This is a genomic window from Variovorax sp. Sphag1AA (genome assembly GCF_014192575.1).
In the GTDB taxonomy this organism is placed as follows: Bacteria; Pseudomonadota; Gammaproteobacteria; order Burkholderiales; family Burkholderiaceae_C; genus Variovorax.
Window position 1 is genome coordinate 819,567 of the sequence record NZ_JACHYC010000001.1, and the last position, 19,384, is coordinate 838,950.

At 66.2% G+C, this 19,384-nt stretch carries 17 protein-coding genes; 3 read left to right on the forward strand and 14 right to left on the reverse strand.

Going from position 1 to position 19,384, the window contains the following annotated elements; genetic code table 11:
* Positions 1-20: 20 nt before the first annotated feature.
* The 3 genes from FHW64_RS04055 to FHW64_RS04065 form a co-directional block, all read right to left on the reverse strand.
* Positions 21-2,549 carry a hypothetical protein gene (locus FHW64_RS04055; RefSeq protein WP_184523286.1) on the reverse strand — a complete coding sequence of 843 codons (2,529 nt, stop codon included), beginning with the start codon at positions 2,547-2,549 and terminating at the stop codon, positions 21-23.
* Between the two features lie 117 nt (positions 2,550-2,666).
* The gene (locus tag FHW64_RS04060; protein ID WP_184523288.1) at positions 2,667-4,079 is read right to left on the reverse strand and encodes a serine hydrolase; all 1,413 of its coding nucleotides are present in this window, start codon (positions 4,077-4,079) and stop codon (positions 2,667-2,669) included.
* Entirely contained in the window at positions 4,076-5,692 is a 1,617-nt protein-coding gene (locus FHW64_RS04065) for an MFS transporter (RefSeq protein ID WP_184523290.1), read from the reverse strand. Before FHW64_RS04065 ends, FHW64_RS04060 begins: the two co-directional genes overlap by 4 nt.
* Before the next feature lie 156 nt (positions 5,693-5,848).
* Between FHW64_RS04065 and FHW64_RS04070 the strand changes: the two genes are divergently transcribed.
* Complete coding sequence (locus tag FHW64_RS04070) at positions 5,849-7,303, forward strand: carboxylesterase (RefSeq protein ID WP_184523292.1); 1,455 nt, start codon at positions 5,849-5,851, stop codon at positions 7,301-7,303.
* 3 nt (positions 7,304-7,306) lie between these two features.
* Here the strand turns inward: FHW64_RS04070 and FHW64_RS04075 are convergent, their stop codons facing one another.
* The 10 genes from FHW64_RS04075 to FHW64_RS04120 form a co-directional block, all read right to left on the reverse strand.
* Entirely contained in the window at positions 7,307-8,731 is a 1,425-nt protein-coding gene (locus FHW64_RS04075; RefSeq protein ID WP_184523294.1) for an MFS transporter, read from the reverse strand.
* Between the two features lie 3 nt (positions 8,732-8,734).
* A complete protein-coding gene (locus FHW64_RS04080) occupies positions 8,735-9,940 on the reverse strand; it encodes a multidrug effflux MFS transporter (protein ID WP_184523296.1) in 1,206 nt (401 codons plus the stop codon).
* 73 nt (positions 9,941-10,013) lie between these two features.
* Positions 10,014-11,252, reverse strand: coding sequence for a type II toxin-antitoxin system HipA family toxin (locus tag FHW64_RS04085; protein WP_311733252.1), 1,239 nt, complete (start codon positions 11,250-11,252; stop codon positions 10,014-10,016).
* Positions 11,236-11,505 carry a helix-turn-helix domain-containing protein gene (locus FHW64_RS04090; RefSeq protein WP_184524245.1) on the reverse strand — a complete coding sequence of 90 codons (270 nt, stop codon included), beginning with the start codon at positions 11,503-11,505 and terminating at the stop codon, positions 11,236-11,238. Before FHW64_RS04090 ends, FHW64_RS04085 begins: the two co-directional genes overlap by 17 nt.
* Positions 11,506-11,575: 70 nt before the next feature.
* Positions 11,576-12,118, reverse strand: coding sequence for a methylated-DNA--[protein]-cysteine S-methyltransferase (locus FHW64_RS04095; RefSeq protein WP_184523299.1), 543 nt, complete (start codon positions 12,116-12,118; stop codon positions 11,576-11,578).
* A 16-nt stretch (positions 12,119-12,134) separates the two neighbouring features.
* Positions 12,135-12,764: a membrane integrity-associated transporter subunit PqiC gene (locus FHW64_RS04100; protein WP_184523301.1), complete on the reverse strand. Its 630-nt coding sequence runs from the start codon at positions 12,762-12,764 to the stop codon at positions 12,135-12,137.
* Positions 12,761-14,371, reverse strand: coding sequence for an intermembrane transport protein PqiB (locus FHW64_RS04105; protein WP_184523303.1), 1,611 nt, complete (start codon positions 14,369-14,371; stop codon positions 12,761-12,763). The genes FHW64_RS04100 and FHW64_RS04105 overlap by 4 nt, the downstream gene beginning before the upstream one ends.
* On the reverse strand, positions 14,368-15,054 hold the full coding sequence (locus FHW64_RS04110) for a paraquat-inducible protein A (RefSeq protein WP_184523305.1): 687 nt from the start codon (positions 15,052-15,054) through the stop codon (positions 14,368-14,370). Before FHW64_RS04110 ends, FHW64_RS04105 begins: the two co-directional genes overlap by 4 nt.
* A complete protein-coding gene (locus FHW64_RS04115) occupies positions 15,051-15,674 on the reverse strand; it encodes a paraquat-inducible protein A (protein WP_184523307.1) in 624 nt (207 codons plus the stop codon). The genes FHW64_RS04110 and FHW64_RS04115 overlap by 4 nt, the downstream gene beginning before the upstream one ends.
* Positions 15,671-16,591: a LysR family transcriptional regulator gene (locus FHW64_RS04120; protein ID WP_184523309.1), complete on the reverse strand. Its 921-nt coding sequence runs from the start codon at positions 16,589-16,591 to the stop codon at positions 15,671-15,673. The genes FHW64_RS04115 and FHW64_RS04120 overlap by 4 nt, the downstream gene beginning before the upstream one ends.
* 101 nt (positions 16,592-16,692) lie before the next feature.
* Here FHW64_RS04120 and FHW64_RS04125 point away from each other — a divergent pair, with 101 nt between their 5' ends.
* Both FHW64_RS04125 and FHW64_RS04130 read left to right on the forward strand, forming a co-directional pair.
* Positions 16,693-17,874 (forward strand): MFS transporter, encoded by a 1,182-nt coding sequence (locus tag FHW64_RS04125; RefSeq protein WP_184523311.1) that lies wholly within the window; start codon positions 16,693-16,695, stop codon positions 17,872-17,874.
* Between the two features lie 34 nt (positions 17,875-17,908).
* A complete protein-coding gene (locus FHW64_RS04130; RefSeq protein ID WP_184523313.1) occupies positions 17,909-18,961 on the forward strand; it encodes an aldo/keto reductase in 1,053 nt (350 codons plus the stop codon).
* Here the strand turns inward: FHW64_RS04130 and FHW64_RS04135 are convergent, their stop codons facing one another.
* Entirely contained in the window at positions 18,962-19,321 is a 360-nt protein-coding gene (locus FHW64_RS04135; RefSeq protein WP_184523315.1) for a DUF1428 domain-containing protein, read from the reverse strand.
* Positions 19,322-19,384 lie beyond the last annotated feature (63 nt).

A 19,384-nucleotide genomic window follows, 5' to 3' on the forward strand; every position in this document is an offset into this window, starting at 1 on the left:
AGGCGCGGTCGGCGTGGTGATCAGAAGGTCTTGAGGAAGGCGATCAATGCGCGCTTGTCGTCATCGCTCAGCACGGGTTCGCGGCCGAACGATTTCTCGTCGGCGCTCAATCCGTCCTGCTGGTTGAACTGCGCGGTGCCGAAATAGTGGCCCCGGTTCACGACGAAGTCCGGGCACTTGCTCAGCTCCAGCAGGGGTCCGCGCACGGTCGAAAAATGCTTGCGCAGTTCCTCGTCGGTCGCGCCGGCGGGCACGTTGGCAAGCGTGCGCTTGAGCTTGACCAGTAGCTCCCCGACGTCCTTCACATGGCTGATCTTCTCGTCGACGCTATCGGCTTCGGCGCGCAGCTTGAGGTTGGCCAGCAGGTTCACCGGCACGCCCTTGGGGATCGGCCCGAGCACGATGTCGCCCTCCTCCTTGACCAGCCACGGCAGCCAGCGATGCAGCGTGCCCTGCAGGGGTTGCGCGGCTTCGGGCACGAAGCCGGACGGAATGGTCACGGTGCTGCGCTCGGTCGTGCGGTCGATGAGGCCTCCGACCTTCGCGCCAAGCTCGGGGTCGGTCTTGCGCTTCTCGGGCCACAGCATCTGCTCGATCGATGCATCGAAGACCTTCATCCGCGCTTCGACGGAAGGGTTGTTGTCCGGATCGGCATCACCAACCGTGTTGTTCAACAGGAACGGCGCGGTCGACCACACGCTGATCAGCGAAGGCACGCGCGTGAAGCCGCGGCCGCCTGCCGGCATCAGGTAGGGCTTCGGGTCGCCGGTGAAAGGATCGGCGATGGTGATGGTGCCCACCGACGGCAGGTTCTTGTAGGTCTGCGACGAGAAGTTGTCCCAGATGTTGCCGCGCAGCGCGTTGGTTGCGAGCGGGCTGCAGGCATTGGTGCGCAGCAGCGTCACCGGGATGCGCTGGTCCGTGGAGAGGTAGTTGCCGTCGAGGAAGTCCGGCGCCTGGACGACCTTGCGCATCTGGGCCTTGTACTCGTCGGTCTGCGTCCAGTTCCAGTAGCGCTTGAAGCACTCGACGTAGCCCGACCCGGCGCAGCGCGCGGCCGTGAGCCCGAGCGATTCGGGCACGGGCGGTGCCTTGCTCGAATGGCAGCGCGCGCAGGTGTCGGCGAAGGCGACCTTGCCGCGGTCCAGCGTGGCGGCGTCGGCCATGTACTTGTCGCCGCCGGGCGCGTCCTTCAGGTGATCGGGCTTCGCGGCCTTGAGGAAGAACTTCGCAGTGTCGAAGTTGCCGATCTCGGTGGCCTGCCAGTAGCTCGAATTCTTCTGTGCCGAGGCGATGAGGATCGGCGTGATCGTCTTGCCGCCGACGACCGGATTGAAGTGCAGCAGCCATTCCTCGCTGAAGAGGCCGATGTTCAGGTACACGCGATTCAGCGCACCAAGCAGCCCGACGGAATCCGCGCCGTCCTTCAGCACACGGGGCGTTCGCACAATGCTGTCGCCCTTCGAGAAGAACTCGGTCAGCGGCCCTTCGGTCAGGAAGTCGTTGAACTGCTTGTTGTCCAGCTCGCCGCCCGCGAGCTTCTCGGCGCCGAGCCGCTTCGCGAGCCCCATGCGTGCGCCGAACTCGTAGACCGCGTTCATCGTGCGCGGGTTGTTGATCATGTCGGTAGAGACCAGCGAGGTGTCCATCGTGCCCGGCCGGTAGGTGTGCGCGAGCTGGTACATGTAGTTGGTGCGGCCCTCCGGCTTGCTCGAGTTGTGGATGAAGAGCCGGTCCACCCACATGTATTGCGCGCCCACCGACGAACTGAGGTTCTCGAACTTCGGGCTGTTCGGATCGGCTGGCGGCTTCACCGGGCTCGGCCCCAGATGGCAGAACCCGCACGACATGCCGACGCGGTACGGCCGCACGAGGTCCTTGCGGTTGTAGTAGGTCGGGTCGGTGTAGTACTTCTCGGCGTCCCATTCCTTGGCGGCCTTCTCGTCGAATGCCGGATTGGGAAAGAGCCTGAGCCCCGCGATGCCGGTTGCGTAGCCGTAGTACGAACCCACCTGCTGCGTCGTGCCGTCGCCCAGCGGCTGGCCGCGCGAACCGATCTTCACGCCCGGGTACTTGGTTTCGTTCTCGAAGGGATCGGGTGCGCAATCCTTGCTGCGCACGTCGAGCCACAGGCCGCGCCGGTTCTTGTCGGGGCCCGCCGCGTTCTCGAAGCAGGGTTCGTTCACCAGCCCGAAGTACTTCCAGCGGTTGGCGCGCGAATAGCCCTGGCTGGGATGCGAGCTGATGATCTTCAGCAGGTCGAAGGCGCCGAAGGTGTATTCGGTCATCAGGTTCCAGAAGCGGTCGTTGCCGCCGCTCCAGACCAGCCACATGTTGCGGCCGCGGATCTCGTCGGGCGACAGCGCGATGCCGTTGTCCATGTCGTGGAAGTAGTCCTCGTCCGCCTGCGGAAACGACTTGGCGTCGCGACCCGCCACCCGGGCTTCGTCGAGAACTTCGCCGGGCTGCGGCCCCTTGGAACATGCAGCAAGCACGGCGCAAGCGAGAAGCGGCAGGAGTCTTGCCGCGCGCCAGCATCTCTGGGTCATGCTTTCCCTCCTGCGTCAGCGCCCACGCTAGCAGGCGGCTGGGATGGCGCAGTTTGGAGGGGGGTGCGCGCCTTGGCTATCGGCCATGCGCGCTAACGCGAAGGGAGTATGCGGGCGTTACGGTCTCGTCTTGCCGCTCTTGCGGTAGCGCCCGGTGACCTCGGCCACCATCGCTTCCTTGGGCAGCAGCTTGGTGCCGCCAACCCAGAGTTCGGTCGCCCTCCCCTTGCGGTCACGCACACGGCGGATCGTCTGCCCGGGGCTGTTGAAGGCCGACGTCTTGCGGATGGTCCCGTCGTCCTTGCCGGTGATCGTGAATTCGGTCGTGGCGTGATCGAACGGCGTCAGCATCGCCGGCGCGATCTGGCAGACCACCTTGCCCATTGCGACCAGATCGGTCGTGCCCCACATCGACCACCAGCGGCCGTTCCACTCCTGGAGCCCCTTCGCCGGTGCACCGTGGCTGCCGAACGCGGAAAGGATGCTCGCCACGCCATCGACCCACGGGAACGCCAGGCCGTCGATTGCATTGGTGAGAACGGTGATGGTGAAGCCCGTCGCCGGGAAACGCGCCGTGCGCGAGATGAAGCCTTGCAGGCTGCCTGTGTGGCCGAACCACTCCTTCGGCCCCCGACCGTTCATCATCGTGCCGTAGCCGTAGTGGAAGTCCATCGTGTTGCACTCGTCGAGCCAGCGGCGGTGCATCATCTCGCGGCGGCTCGCCGGCGAAAGAATGCTCTGCTTGCTGTCGGGCGCGAGCTGGGCAAAAAAGCGCGCCACATCCGACGCGGTGGAAACGAAGCCACCTGCGGGCGCGATCGCGTTGCATGCGTTGTCACCCGGCACGATCAGCCGTTGGCCGAACGGAAACTCGGTGGTGTGGCCCGAAGCCATCGGCGCGGACTTCGGCAACTGCGGCATGTCGGGCACGGTTTCTTTCAGGCCGGCGGCGTCGATCACGTTGCGCGTGATCCAGTCCGTGTACGCCGTGCCGGTGATCTCCTCGATCAGCATGCCGAGCAGGCCGTAGCCGTGATTCGAATACTTCAGTTGGACACCCGGCTCCATCGGCTGCTTCTTCGCGAGCTCTTCGAGAAGCTCGGCGCGCGAGAGGTAAGGCCGGCGATCAAGGAACTGCCCTGCGTCCGCACCGTCGCGCACCACGCCCGCGCCATGCGAGAGCAGTTCGCCGATGCGGGCCTTCGCGAGATCCTTGTGCAGCCCGCCGACATACCGGCCGATCGGATCGTCGAGCCCGAACTTGCCTTGCTCTCGAAGCAGCATCACGCCGCTGGCGGTGAAGGTCTTGGAGTGCGACGCGATGCGGAAGCGGTGCCTGGGTGTCATCGGCTTGCCGGTCCGCATGTCCGCGACGCCGATACCGAATTCGCCGATCAGCTTGCCGTCGTGGACGATGGCGACGGCACAGCCGGGTTGTCGGTAACGCTCGACCTGGAAGTCGAGCCACTTGGGCACATAGTCCAGGGCGGCAGGCATCCACGAGGGTTTCTTGCTCTCATTCTTCTTCATGGGCTCTTGGGTCTCCGATCAGAAAATGGGGCCGGGAGTGTAGCCGGCTGGCGGCCGATGAAGAACCACGCGCTCAGCGCACTCAGGAGCGCAAGCGCCGCACAGATCGCCATCACCCACCGAAAGCCCGAGACGAACGCCGCATTCACCGCGAAGCGAAGCGCCTTGGCCGTCGCTTCGTCGACACCCGGCGGAAGCGGCGCGCCGGCAAGCTGGCTCTTCTGCGATTCGAGAAACGCGGCGGCCTCGGCGGAAACACCTGCGTCGCGCAACCCTTCCCCCAACTGCCCGCCGAACGCCCACGCCATCACGACGCCGAACACAGCGATCGCGAGCACCGAGGCCGCGCGCGACACCGCGTTGTTGACGCCCGAGGCGACGCCCGCCAGATCCGGCCCGACGGCGTTCATCACCGTCGTCGTCAGCGGCGCCACGGTCACGGTCATGCCGAAACCCAGCACCACCACAGCAGGAAAGAACGCCGTCCAGTAGTTGACCCCCACGCCCGGCACCGTGAACAGCGCGAACCCCACCGCAGCGATGCTCGGCCCGATGACCAGTGGCCAGCGCGGACCGAATCGATCCACGAGTTGCCCCGCCCACCCCGACAGCGCGAACATGATCAGGATGAAAGGCAGCAGCGCCGCACCGGCCGCCGTGGCCGAGTAGCCCTGCACCTGAATAAGATTGAGCGGAAAGAAATAGAGCCCGCCACCCAGCGCGGCATAGAGCAGCAGCGTCAACAGGTTCGCCCCGCCGAAGTTGCCGATGCGCATCAATGAAAGCGGCAGCATCGGCGAACGCACGCGCAGCTCGACGGCGACGAACGCGATGCCGGCGACGATGCCCACCACCAGCGCGGCCAGCACGGTGGGCGAATGCCATCCCTGTGTCGGTGCCTCGATGAAGGCATACACGACGCCGCCCAGCGCCAGCGTCGCGAGTGCCGCGCCCCACACATCGAGGCCGGCTGCCGCTTCGCCGCCGCGGCTTTCCGGGACATGCCGCCACACGATCAGCAGCACGGCGACTGCCATCGGCACGTTGATCATGAAAGCCCAGGTCCACGAATAGCGATCGACGAGGAATCCGCCTAGCACCGGCCCGATCGCCGCGGTGATGCCGCTGAAGCCCGACCATGTGCCGATGGCGCGTCCCCGCTCTTTCTCGGGAAACGAGGCGCTGATCAGTGCGAGGCTGCCCGGCACCAGCATGGCGCCACCCACGCCCTGCACGGCCCGCGCAAGGATGAGTTGCTGCACGTCGCCCGACAGTGCACATGCGACGGAGGCAATGGCGAAGAGCGTGACGCCCGTGGCAAAGACCCTTCTCCGGCCGAAGCGATCCCCGAGCGCGCCGCCGACGAGCAGCAACGCAGCGAGGAATAGCGCATAGGACTCCACCACCCATTGCGCCTGGAAGGCAGTCGCATGCAGGTCTGCCTGGATCGCCGGCAGTGCGACGTTCACCACCGTGCCGTCGATGAAGGCCATGCTGGAGCCGATGATCGCGGCGGCCAGCACCCAGGGCCGCTGCGCCGGTGCGCAGTCGACCGTCTCGCAGCCGTGGCGGATCAGCGCGTCGTCGCCGGGTGGCTTGCCGATCTGACTCATGAGGGGCCCTCCGCGATGCAGTCGAAAGGCCCGCCAGTATGAAGGGAAGCCGCGCCCGCCGTGCAAGGCGATCGAATGGGCGCATGCAACCGTACCCCTCGTGCTAGATTGCCCGCCGGCGACGGCACGATGCCGCGCAAGCACGAGAGGGCTGCAATGGTTTCCCGGTTGTTGAAGTTCCTGAAGTGGACGGCCTTGGTACTGGTCATCGTGCTGGTCACGGCCATCGCGCTGCGCACCTACGACGTGCAGCGCGGGCCACCGCTGGAGCTCTGGCACACCTTCGTCCCGCACGAACTCACGCGCGACGAACTGAGCAAGGCCGACTGGGCCGCCTACATCGCCGCCGAGAACAGGGCCTTCGATGAAGTGCGCACGAATGTCACCGAGAAGCTGCCGCCCGAGGCTCAGGTTCCGAGCAACCGGTATTTCAAGGACAGCGTGGTCTACCCGGGGGGGTTCGCGCAGGACTGGAACCGCTCGTACATCCTCGAGCCTGATGGCGCGCCGCGCGGCGCCGTCGTGCTGCTGCACGGACTGACCGATTCACCCTACAGCCTGCGCCACGTCGCGCGCCTCTACCGCGATCGCGGCTTCGTCGTCGTCGCGATCCGCATGCCCGGGCACGGCACCGTGCCCTCGGGGCTCACGAAGGTCGATTGGGAAGACTGGTCGGAGGCCACGCGCCTCGCGGTACGCGAAGCGCGCCGGCGTGTGGCCGCGCCGCTGCCGCTGCATGTGGTGGGCTTTTCGAACGGCGGCGCACTTGCGATGAAGTTCGCGCTCGACGGTCTCGACGACAAGAACCTCGCGCGGCCCGATCGCGTGATCCTGATCGCGCCGATGATCGGCATCACCGAGCTGTCGCGCTTCGCCGGCGTGTTCGGCTGGCCGGCGATCTTCCCGGCTTTCGCGAAGGCGGCATGGCTGGGCATCGTGCCGGAGTTCAACCCGTTCAAGTACAACTCGTTCCCGGTGAATGGCGCGCGGCAGTCCTCGCTGCTCACCCGCGATCTGCGCGCCCACATCGCGCGCGAGGAAAGCGCGGGCAACCTCACGAGGCTGCCGCCGATCCTCACCTTCCAATCGCTCATCGATTTCACGGTGAGCACGCGCGCGATCGTGACCGGGCTCTATGCGCGCCTGCCGGCGAACGGCAGCGAGCTGGTGCTCTTCGACCTGAACCGCAGCGTCAAGTTCGGACCGCTGCTGCGTTCGAGCAGCGACCTTCGGATGGACCGCATCCTGACGCCGGCGCCGAGAAACTTCCGCTCGACCATCATCACGAACACCGGGCCTGACAGCCGGCAGGTGGTGGAACGCGTGACCGAAGCCGGCGCGACCACCGAGCAGACCCGTGCGCTGGATCTGGAGTTTCCGCTGGAGGTGTTCTCGCTCTCGCACCTCGCGCTGCCCTTCCCGATGAACGATTCGCTCTATGGCATGCGGCCGGACAACACCGACGAGTTCGGCGTCAATCTCGGCTCGCTTGCGATGCGAGGCGAACGGGGCGCGCTGATCATCAGTCTTGATTCGCTGTCGCGGCTGTCGTCGAACCCGTTCTTCCCCTACATGGCCGATCGGATCGCTGAAGTGATCCCGGGCAAGTAGCGGTCAGGCGTGACGCGGCGCCGGCTGCCGTGTGCGCAGCGTGCTGAAGACCGCCGCGACGGCTGCGCAGCAGGCAGCGATGGACAGCGCGATCACCTGCCCTTTGCCGTCGTGCGGCGGCCAGAAGCTGAAGATGCCGGCCAGGATCACCGCCCCCAGCGTCTGGCCCGTGAGGCGCGCAGTGCCCAGCATGCCGCTCGCCGCGCCGCTGCGATGCGGCGGCGGCGAGGTCACGATGGTGTGGTTGTTCGGCGACTGGAACAGACCGAAGCCCAGTCCGCAAAGCACCATGCGCCAGACGATGTCGGCATTGCTCGGATGCGTGGGCAGCGTCGCCAGCAGCGCAAGCCCGGTCGCCAGCAACGCAAGGCCGATGCCGCCCAGCAGGCCGTCGGGATACTTGCCGATCAGGCGTCCCGCGATCGGCGCCATGAAGACGATCGCCAGCGGCCATGCGGTGATCAGAAGGCCGGCCTCGAAGTGCGAACGGCCGTAAGCCTCGAGCAGCAGGAACGGCAGCGCGATGAACGACAGCATCTGCGCGCAGAACGCACCGACCGACGTGCCCATCGACAACGCGAACACCGGAATGCGCAGCAGATCGACCGGGAACAGCGGCACCTCGAGCGACAACTGCCGCCGCAGGTAGATGAAGCCGACCGCCACCCCGGCCAGCAGGATCACCCACGCTCCGACGCCGGTGCCCTGCCCCGGATCTCCGCGCACGCCGAGCCGGTCGGCGCCAATGAAGATGAGCGCGAACATCAGCACGTTGAGCAGCACGTCGACGCCGGAGAAGCGCCGGCCCGAATGCGCCGCCGGCTCGTTCACGGGCAGCGACTTCGCACCGAGTACCAGCACCAGAATCCCGAGCGGCACATTGAGTGCGAAGAGCCACGGCCATGAAGCGACCGACAGGATCGCCGCTGCGACCGAAGGCCCGGCCACCGACGCGGTCGCCACCACCATCGAATTGATCGCCATGCCGCGCCCCAGCTGCGCGCGCGGATAGGTGAGCCGCACCAGCGCCGAGTTGACGCTCATGAGGCCCGCTGCGCCCAACCCCTGCAACGCGCGCGCCGCGATCAACATGCCGAGCGAGTGCGCGAAAGTCGCCACGAGCGAAGACGCCGTGAAGAGCACCATGCCAATGAGGTACACGCGCCGGTAGCCGACCAGGTCGCCGAGCGACGCCAGCGGCAGCAGCATGACCAGCGTCGCGATCTGGTAGGCGTTGACCACCCAGATCGCATGCGAGGCATCGGAATTGAGTTCGCGCGCGATACCGGGCAACGCGAGGTTGACGATGGTGCCGTCGAGCACCGACACGGCAAGCCCGAGGATGATGACCAGCATCGCGTGCGCGCGCTGCGGCGACGGAAGGCCATCGCGTGCAGGGACGGATGTGGACGCTGTTGTGGCCGACATCGCTTACCCCGCCGCGTAGCTGGTCGAGCGGCGGCCGCCGAGGGTGATCCACGCGAGCGCTACCGCGATCAGCGCGCCGCCCGCCATGCCGGCGACCATCGGCAGCGGCCGTCCGTCGGTGAAGAAGCCCACCACCGTCATGACCACCGCACCGGTGAGCATCTGCATCGTGCCGAGGAGCGCCGAAGCGGTCCCTGCAATCGCGCCGTGCTGCTCGAGGGCGAGCACCGAGGTGGTCGGGATCACGAAGCCCATCAACGCGCTCGCGATGAAGTACAGCACGATCAGCACCGCGAGTTGGTCGCCGCCGCTCAGGTAGTAGAGGAACATCGCCGTCATCACCAGGCCGCAGGCGGTCACGCTGGACTTGACCACACGAACGATGCCGAAGCGCTGGCACAGCATGCCGTTGAGCTGCGCCGCGCCGAAGAAGGCGGCAGCGTTGACGCCGAAGGCCACGCTGTACATCGTGGGCGAGAGGCCGTAGTGGTCGATCATCACGAAGGACGAGTTGGCGAGGTAGGTAAAGAAGCCCGCCATCGCGAACGCGCCGATGAAAACCAGCCCGAGGTAGTGGGTGTCGCGCAGCAGGACGCCGTAGGCCCGCAGCGCGCTGCCCAGGCTGCTTTCAACGCGGTCTTCAGCCGGGCGCGTTTCCTTGAGAACCGACGCGATGGTCGCAAGACCGATCACCGCCGCAACCGTCACCGCCCAGAACACGCCGCGCCATCCGGTGAATGCGATGACCGCGCTACCCGCCAGCGGCGCAAGGATCGGCGACACGCTGAACACCAGCATCAGCAGCGACATGAGTCGCGCGGCGTCATTGCCGGTGTGCAGGTCACGCACCACGGCGCGCGGAATCGCCATGCCAGCCGCGGCACCGAGGCCCTGCACGAAGCGCAGCGCGATCAGCATCTCGATGTCGGTCGCCATTGCGCAACCCACGCTCGCGAGCGCGAACAGCCCGAGTCCGAAATACAGCGGCGGCTTGCGCCCGACCATGTCCGACACCGGCCCATAGAGCAGCTGACCGACACCGAGCGCGATGAAGAACACGGTGAGGCTCATCTGCACCGGCCCGATGGCGGCATCGAGGCTGCTGCCGATTTCGGGCAAGGCGGGAAGGTACATGTCGATCGCGAACGGTCCGATGGCCGACAAAAGGCCCAGCACGAGCGCGATCCTGAAGAAGCGCGAAGAAGTCATTCGGCAGATTGTCGCCAAGGTCTCGATGGTCTGTCCGAGGCACAAAGCGCCGGGTTGTGCTAGCGGTCGGCCATCACCGCGCGTGCAACATGCCCTGTTCCCACGTCGCACCCATCTTCGCGAGAAATTCCGGCGGCACGCGATCGTCACCCTTGGCTTCTTCGAGCGTCCGGTGCATCGCATCGGCGATGTCCTCCAGCACGCGTTCCGGTCGCGCCACGCCACAGATCCGCTTGCCGAAGTCGTGGAGTTCCTCCGTCGTCGGATAGGCCTTGGATCCACGCTTCCCCGCAAAGAGCTTCAGCGCCATCGTCCGGTCTTCGAGGACGGGCCCACCCGGATACTGGGCGTACTTGTAGATGGCCGTCGTCACGACATCGAACATCGGTGCGAGCCACACCTCGCGCGAAGAACGGTACAGCACCCCGAAGTTCTTCAGGTGCGCGTCGCCGTTGCGAACCATGACGGAAAAGGCTACCTGCTGGAAGAACCGGTGAAGGTTCGCGCTATCAAGTTGCAGTTGCCGCAGCAACTCCGCGATCCGCTGGTAGCTTCCCTGGTACTTTCGGTCCGCCAGGATGTCGCGCACGCGCAGGCCCGCCAGCGCAGCGATGTCCTCGAACCCGAGTCTCTCGATGTGCCCGCCATCGCGCTCCACCAGATCGAAACGATCCAGCACCAGCATCTGACCATCTTCCGAGAGCTCGAACGAGGGTACATCGATACCCGCGTTGCGTGCTGCTGCCAGACACAGGTACTCATTGATGGCCAGTCCCGGATACGCCGCGCTGGCCGCCTTCACGATGAGCGACGGGATGGGAACCGTCGGACGATCGGGCACCATGATCTTGGGTTGCATGCCTCCAATGCCCGCACCGGTACTCAGGTAGGCGGCGACGAGTTCGTCGAAGACCTCCGGCGTATACCGGGTCTTGAGCAGTTCACCCTTGCTCAGGGGCCGGGGGGCGACTGCAGCCGACTGCCCGGGGACGGTGTATCCCAACCTGCCAATGCCATTGCGGCCGACCAGCGCCAGCAGATGCATGGGCGTCATCGGCTGCTTCGGAAACAACTCCCGGATCCTCATGAACAAATCGCCCTCAGGCAAATTCTGGTCCATGGGCGCAAAGAGGTCTCCGTCCTGCCAGGTCAGTCGGTCCGTCGGAGGCATTAGCAGTGCCACGGCTGGCTGCGCTGGGTCTGGGGACGCGTACCGGAATTCGTAAGTCGACGTCCTGAGCAATTGACCTGCATGCTCGACGTCACCGATGGAAACCGAGAGCTCGCGGAGCTTTTCAGGAAGCATCGTCATCTTCCTGGAACCGGCGTGCGACGTCCTCGGCCGACGGCAGACCGGCCGGTTCGATTCGCATCGCCAAGCCCAATGCGCCAAGGACCGCGAAGAGCGACGAGACCGTTGTGTCCTCCCCAGCTTCGAGGCGATAAATGACCTCGCGCACTTTTCCTGCTTTTTCGGCGAGCTCGGATTTGCTCATTCCCAGGGCTTCGCGTCGCGCGGCCAATTGCAGGCCAAGCTCGTCAGGCAGGCGAATTTTGTCAGTCATAGCTGACAATTCTGGCAAATTTCTCTACTTTTGCAAGTCATGACTTGCAATTTCATGGGCGGCGCTGCAGTCAGAACAGCGGTGCGGTATCGCTGTCCGGCCGCGCGCCTTCTATGGCCAGCATGCGCAGCTTCGACGTCGCACCGCCATGCGCCGAAAAGCCGCCCCATTTGCCGCCCGCAGCGAGCACGCGGTGGCACGGCACGACCGGCGCGAAGGGATTGAGTCCGAGCGCCTGACCCACGGCGCGCGCAAGGCCCTTGTCGCCGAGCTCCTCCGCGATTTCGCCGTAGGTGCGCGTGCGGCCGGGCAGGATCCGGCGTGCGATGGCGTAGACGCGCTGTTGAAAGTCGTTGACGCCTTCCATGTCCAGCTCGATCTCCGCGAGGTCCAGTGGCTCGCCATCGAGCAGGGCACGAATCGAGGCGATGTCGCGCTGCACCTCGGACGGCGGCTCGCATTCGACGAGCGCTGGAAAGCGCCGCGCCATCCGCGCGCGAGTGGCGACCTCTCCTGCTTCGGGCAATTGCACGCCGACGAGTCCGCGCGGCCCCCACGCGATCCCGCACGCGCCGATGGCGGTGGAGAACAGCGCGAAGCCGGTCGGGTTCATGACGGCCGCCAGCGGCTCAAGCCGCGCAGTTGGGTACCTGGTTCGCCTTCACCGCCGAGACGCTTCCGGCGATCGCATCGGCCAGCTTGGCGGTGACGCGCTGCGCGCCTTGCGCCAGTGCATCGAAGCCCGCGCCCACCGGCTCGGAGATCGCGAGCTGACAGCCGGTGGCCGGGCTTTCGTCCGTACGACGCACCGTCCAGGTGAAGCTGGCGTCGACCCGCTTGCCCTCGATCGCATCGAATTGCCCCAGTTGCACCGCGATGCGGGTGGCGGGCTGGCCGCGCTGGCGGCCGGTCTTGGTCACGTCGACCGCGCCGAGCCTGCTCGCAATGCCGCTGCCGAGTGCGTCGCGCAATTCGTCCTCGAACGACGAGGACCAGCGATGTTGTTCGAGGATGTCGACCGCCGGGCTCTCCGGCGTGTCCTTCTTGCGCACCACGAATTGCGGCCGGGCAAAGCGTTCAGGCATCGCGATCGGTGCCAGCTCGATGTAGGCCGGCGCAGCGCTCGCCTTCGCTGCGACGGGCGGCGGGCTCGGGTCCGCGAGGCTGTAGTACTGCGGTCCGCCCGCGCTGCCGCAGGCAGCCAACAGCCAGCTCGTTGCGAGCGCCGCTGCTGCGAATCGGATGTTGTTCTTCGTCATTTCTGCTTGTCCTCCGGTTTGCCGCGCAGCAGGGATTCGGGATGCCGCTCGAGGTAGTCGGTCAGCACGCGCAGCGAGCCCGCGGCGCGAGTGACTTCCTGCAAGGTCTGACGCAGGTCCTGCTGCAGCGGCGAATCGTCGGCGATGGTCTTCTCGGCCGCGCCGAGCGTGCGGCGCACATCCTTGATCGCGGCGGTCATCTCGGGCGAGACGTTGTCGTTCAGGCCCTTGATGAGCTGATCGGTCGTGCCAAGCGTCCGGTTCAGCGAACCGATGGTCTTGCGCAGGTCGCCGCTGATCTCGTCGAACGGCACCTTGTTGAGCTTGCGCGCGATCTCGGTGATCTGCGACTGCAGTTCGTCGAGGCTGTTCGGCGTGGTTGGCAGTTCCAGTGGATTGCGCGTGATGTCGAGCTTGGCCGGCGGTGCGTCGGGGAAGAAGTCCACCGCGACATACAGTTGCCCGGTCAGCAGGCTGCCGGTGCGCAACTGGGCGCGCAACCCCTTGCTGACGAGGAACTGCCAGCGGTCAAGCTGCGTGAACCGCGGATCGGGCGGAGTCGCAGAACGGCGCCGCAGGCGATCAGGGTAGATCTGGATCACCACCGGCATCTTGAATTCGCGCTCGTTGCGGTCGAATTCCACGCCGATCGACTTCACTTCGCCAATCACCACGCCGCGGAAATCCACCGTCGCGCCGGGCGAGAGGCCCCGCACCGACTGGTTGAAGTAGAGCAACATGGTCTGCGACGGGCCGTCGGGCTCCTTCATCGCGGTGGGTTCGTCGTCGGCCAATGCAAACGCGGTGTTCTCCTGCGCGACCGGACCGCTCACGTCCTCGGGCGACTGGAAGGCGATACCGCCCAGCAGTACCGTCGCGAGCGACTGCGTACGCACCTTGAGGCCGCCCGCGCCGAGTTCGACATCGAAGCCGCTCGCATGCCAGAAGCGCGTGTTGACGCCGACGAACTTGTCGTAAGGCGCGTTGATGAACACGCGCAACGTGACGCCGCGCCCGTCGCCGTCGAGCTCGAAGGCCGCGATCTGACCCACCTTGATGCGGCGGAAATACACCGGCGAGCCGATGTCGAGCGAACCCACGTCGCGCGCGCGCAGCAGGAACTGTCGGCCGGAGGCATCGCGCGTGACGATCGGCGGCGATTCGAGGCCTGTGAACTCGCCCGAGCTTTCCTCTGACGTGCCGGCATCGGCGCCGATGTAGGCGCCGGAAAGCAAGGTGCTGAGGCCGGAGATCCCGGAGGTGTCGAGCCGTGGCCGCACCACCCAGAAGTGCGTGTCCTTGGCGGTGAACCCCGAGGCTTCCTTCTTGAGCTGCACCAGCACGCGCACATGCGATCGGTCATGCGCGAGACGGATGTTCTGCACGGTGCCGATCTGCACGTCCTTGTACTTGACTGCGGTCTTGCCGGCTTCGAGCCCTTCGGCAGTGCGGAAGGTCAGCACGATCTCGGGGCCGCGCTCCATCAGGAGCTTGACGACCAGCGTGATGCCGACCAGCGCCGCCACGATGGGGATCAGCCAGATCAGCGACGGCAGCCAGTTGCGTCGTTTCGCGACCGCCGGTGCGGCCAGCGGGGGTGTCGTCATGCGGTTTCTCCACTGCTTTTCATATCGTCATCGGTGCCGGCTTCGGGGGCAGGCACGTTTCGCACGTCCCAGGTCGAACGCGGGTCGAAGCTCAGCGACGCGAGCATGGTCAGCACCACGACCGCACCGAAGGCGGCGATGCCGAAGCCCGCGGTGATCTCTGCGAATCCATGGATGCGCACCAGCCCGGCAAGCAGCGCCACCACGAACACGTCGAGCATCGACCAGCGGCCGATCGCTTCGAGGATGCGGTAGAGCTTGGCGCGCTCGAGTTGCCGCCAGTCGCTGCGGTGTTGCGACAGGTACGTCAGCAAAGTCAGCGCCGTGAGCTTGAACAGCGGCACCAGGAAGCTCGCGATGAAGATCAGCGCAGCGAGCCCGTAAGCGCCCGAAACCCAGAAGTAGATGACGCCGCTGAGGATGGTGTCCTGCTGCGTGCCGAACAGGCTCTTGGTGATCATCACCGGCAGCATGTTGGCCGGCAGGTAGAGGATGGCCGCCGCGATCAGGTAGGCCCAGGTGCGGTTGAAGGTGTCGGGCTTGCGGCTGTGCAGCTTGGTGGCACAACGTGCGCAGGGCTCGCCGTCCGCAGCGCCTTCCCACACCGAACCGCAGTGATGGCAGCTCTTGAGGCCAAGCTGCATGGCCGTTTCGACGGGCCCCAGGTTTTCCGGCTCGCTCATGGCTCTTGCTCCGGACGGGGCACGAAAGCCATTTCCCAGAAACCGCGCGGGTTGAAGGAGACCACGACGGTCAGCAGCACCGTGAGCGCGCCAAAGGCCCAGAGGGCCGGCCCGGCGATGACCTGCGCCATGCTGCTCAACTTGATGATCGCCACCAGCACGCCTAGGAGGAACACCTCGACCATGCCCCATGGCCGCAGCGATTGCAGCAGCTTCACCAGCACGCCGAAACCGACCGGCCGGCGCTCGTAGGCCATCGGCACCAGCAGGTAGGCCAGGATGCACAGCTGCAGCAGCGGAAAGAGGATGGTCGTCGCCAGCACCAGCAGCGCGACGGGCGACATGCCCTCCGTAGACAGCGCGACCACCGCACCCGCGAGCGTGGTTTGGCTCGAAAGGCCCTGCAGTTCGATCTCGACGATCGGGAACAGGTTGGCGATCGCGAAGAGGATCAGCGACGCCATGGTGAGCGGCAGGATGCGCGCGCTCTGGTCGCCGGCATGCCGGTCCAGTTCGGTCCCGCACCGAGGGCAATGTGACACCTCGCGCGGACGCAGCCGCACGCGGCGATAGATCGCGTCGCAGCCTTCACAGACGATAGCGTCGGGGATTTCTTTCATGGCCTGGGTCGCCCATTGTCGGTGACGTTGGCGACAAGGAAGTCAAGCAGGGCCCGTACCCGCGCCGGAAGCCTCCCGGCCTTTCCGAGGTAGACCGCGTGGATCGGCGCGACATCCCCCGGGTTGAATTCCTCCATCACCGGCACGAGGCGGCCCGCATCGATGTCGCCCTGGACGTGGTAGCGCGACAGTCTGGCGAGCCCGAGGCCCTCCACCACCAGCACGCGCAGCGTCTCGCCGTCGGCCACCCGCACATTGCCGACAGTGGGGATCTCGATCGTGCGGCCATCCACGCGCAGCGCCCATTCGGCGGATCGCCGGTGGCGGGTGTAGCCAAGGCGGTTGTGCGCTTCGAGCTCCTCCGGCGTGTGCGGGGTGCCGTAGCGCGCCAGATAGTCCGGCGAGGCGACGATGACCTGCCGCGTCGACCCCAGGCGGCGCGCGACCAGTTCGGACGCCGGGAGTTCGCCCCAGCGGATCGCGACGTCGGCGCGCTCTTCCATCAGGTCGACCACACGATCAGTCAATGAGATGTCGAGCGTCACTTCCGGATGCTGGCGGGTAAAGCGCGGAATCAGCGGCGCCAGCACGTGATGTCCGAAGGACACGCTCGCGTTGATGCTGACCCGCCCGCGCGGCAGCGCGCCAGCCGCCGCGCAACGCTCGGCCTCGTCCAAGTCGGCCAGCACGCGCACGCTGCGCTCGTAGAAATTGCGCCCCTCGGGCGTGAGTTGCAACTTGCGGGTAGAACGGTGCACCAGCTGCGTGCCGAGTCGCGCTTCCAGCCGCAGGACCAGCTTGCTGACGGCCGAGGGCGTCATCCCGAGCACGCGGGCGCCGGCCGAGAAACTGCCGCGATCGACCACCTGGACGAAGGCTTCCATTTCTCCGGAGCGGTTGACTTCGATGCGGGGCATGGCGATGAAAGTGATGAGAGATTTGTGACTTCAGCTCACAGCTCTATATCCGACGCGCATTCTAGTCACGAAGCGCCGGTGCCCGCACAGTACGGGACATCATGCCCATCGCCCTACTCGCCCTCACCGCCGGTGCCTTCGGAATAGGCACCACCGAATTCGTCATCATGGGCCTGCTGATGCAGGTCTCGGCGGATCTTCACGTCACCATCGCCACAGCCGGCCTGCTCATCTCGGGTTACGCCGTCGGCGTTGCAGTCGGCGCACCGCTGCTGACCATCGCCACGCGTCGCGTGCCGCGCAAGACCGTCCTGCTCGCGCTGATGGCGATCTTCACCATCGGCAACATCGCCTGTGCGCTCGCGGCCAACTACGAGATGCTGATGGCCGCACGCGTCATCACCTCGCTGGCGCACGGCACGTTCTTCGGCGTCGGCTCCGTCGTGGCCACCGGCCTCGTGCCGCCGGAACGTCGCGCCTCGGCGATCTCGATCATGTTCACCGGCCTGACCGCCGCCACCCTGCTGGGTGTGCCGGCCGGCGCCTGGCTCGGTTTGCACTTCGGCTGGCGCGCGACCTTCTGGGCCGTCGCCGTGATCGGCGTCATCGCGTTCACCGTGCTCGCAGTCTTCGTGCCACGCGGCAACGCCGATGAGCAGCCCGCTCGGTTGCGCGAGGAAATCGCAGTGCTCGGCCGGCCGCAGGTGCTGCTCGGTCTCGCGGTCACCATCCTCGGCTTTGCGGGCGTGTTCCTCGTGTTCACCTTCATCCAGCCGCTGCTGACGCAGGTTACCGGCGTGGCGGAATCATCTGTTTCGCCGATCCTGCTGGTCTTCGGCGGTGGCTTGGCCATCGGCAACCTGCTGGGCGGCCGGCTCGCGGACCGTGCGCTGATGCCAGCGCTCCTCGGCACGCTGCTCGCCCTGGCCGTGGCGCTCGGCGCGATGCAATGGCTGATCCACACACCGACCACCGCGGTGATCTTCGTGCTGCTGCTCGGCATTGCGTCTTTCGCGACGGTCGCGCCGATGCAGATGCGCGTGCTGGAGAAGGCTGCCGGCGCGGGCCAGAACCTCGCCTCCAGCCTGAACATTGCGGCCTTCAATCTTGGCAACGCCCTCGGCGCATGGGCCGGCGGCATGGTGATCGACCACGGTCCGGGCCTCGAAGCCCTGGGCTGGGCCGCCGCCTTGTTCACCCTCGGCGGCCTGGGCATCGCCCTCTGGAGCCGCGCGCTCGACCGTCGCGTCGCCTTGCCGGAATGCGCGACCGCAGGCGCCTGACATCCGCCCTTCCTCTCGATCAATGGAGAACCCCATGGAACAACGCTATCTAGGCAACTCCGGCTTCAAGGTGCCAGCACTCGGTTTCGGCACCGGCACCTTCGGTGGCAACGGCCCGCTCTTCAGCGCGTGGGGCACCACGGACGTGGCGGCCGCCCGGCGCATCATCGACATCTGCCTCGACGCCGGCGTCAATCTCTTCGATTCGGCGGACGTCTACTCGAACGGCGCATCGGAATCGATCCTCGGGGCCGCGCTCGAAGGCCGGCGCGACAAGGCGATCATCTCTACGAAGCTTTCGCTGCGCTCGGGCGACGGGCCGAACGATGTCGGCTCATCGCGCCACCACCTGATCAAGGCGACCGACGCGGCGCTGAAGCGCCTCGGCACCGACTACATCGACCTGCTGCAGCTGCACGCCTTCGATGCAATGACGCCGGTCGAAGACGTGCTGGGCACGCTCGACGACCTCGTGCGCGCGGGCAAGGTGCGCTACATCGGCGCTTCGAATTTCTCGGGCTGGCAGTTGATGAAGTCGCTGGCGACATCGGAGCGTCGCGGCCTCGCGCGCTATGTGGCCAACCAGACCTACTACTCGCTGATCGGCCGTGACTACGAATGGGAGCTGATGCCGCTCGGCATCGACCAGGGCGTGGGCGCGATCGTCTGGAGCCCGCTCGGCTGGGGCCGCCTTACCGGCAAGATCCGCCGCGGCCAGCCGCTGCCGCAAGGCAGCCGCCTGCACGACACCGCCGTCTTCGGCCCGCCGGTAGAGGATGAACGGCTCTACCGCGTGATCGACGCGATGGACCGGATTGCCGAAGAGACTGGCAAGTCGATCCCGCAGATCGCGCTCAACTGGCTGCTGCGCCGACCGACGGTGGCGAGCGTGCTGATCGGCGCGCGCGACGAGGCGCAGCTCAAGCAGAACCTTGGCGCGATCGGCTGGGAACTCACGACCGACCAGGTCGCGCGGCTCGATGCCGCGAGCGCGGTGACGCCGCCCTATCCGTACTACCCGTACTGGAACGGCCAGTTCTCGGAACTCAGCCCGCTGCCGGTGCCCGTGCCCGCGAAGGCGGCCTGATCAGGCCTCGACCAGCACCTCGAACCCGCCCCAGAACATGCGCTTGGCATCGAAGGGCAGGTTCTTGGTATCCATCATGTCGGCGAGGCGCGGGTCGCTCATCACCTTGGCGTTGACTTCGTCGCGGTGATCGCGCGAGTTGAAGACGACGAACGAGATGACAACCGTCTCGTCGTCCTTCAGCAGCACGCTCTGGGGATAGGACGTGACTTCACCGGACTTCACGTCGTCGGCGATGCACTCGCGGTACTGGAGCGCACCGTGATCGCGCCAGACCTCTGCGGCGCGCGCCGCGAGTTCCTTGTATTTGGCGATGCTGCTCTTGGGGACGGGAAGGACGTATCCATCGACATAGGCCATGCAAGCGTCTCCTGGATGTGGATTGGCAATGACACCGAACCGTGAAGTTCAGTGTAAGCAGCC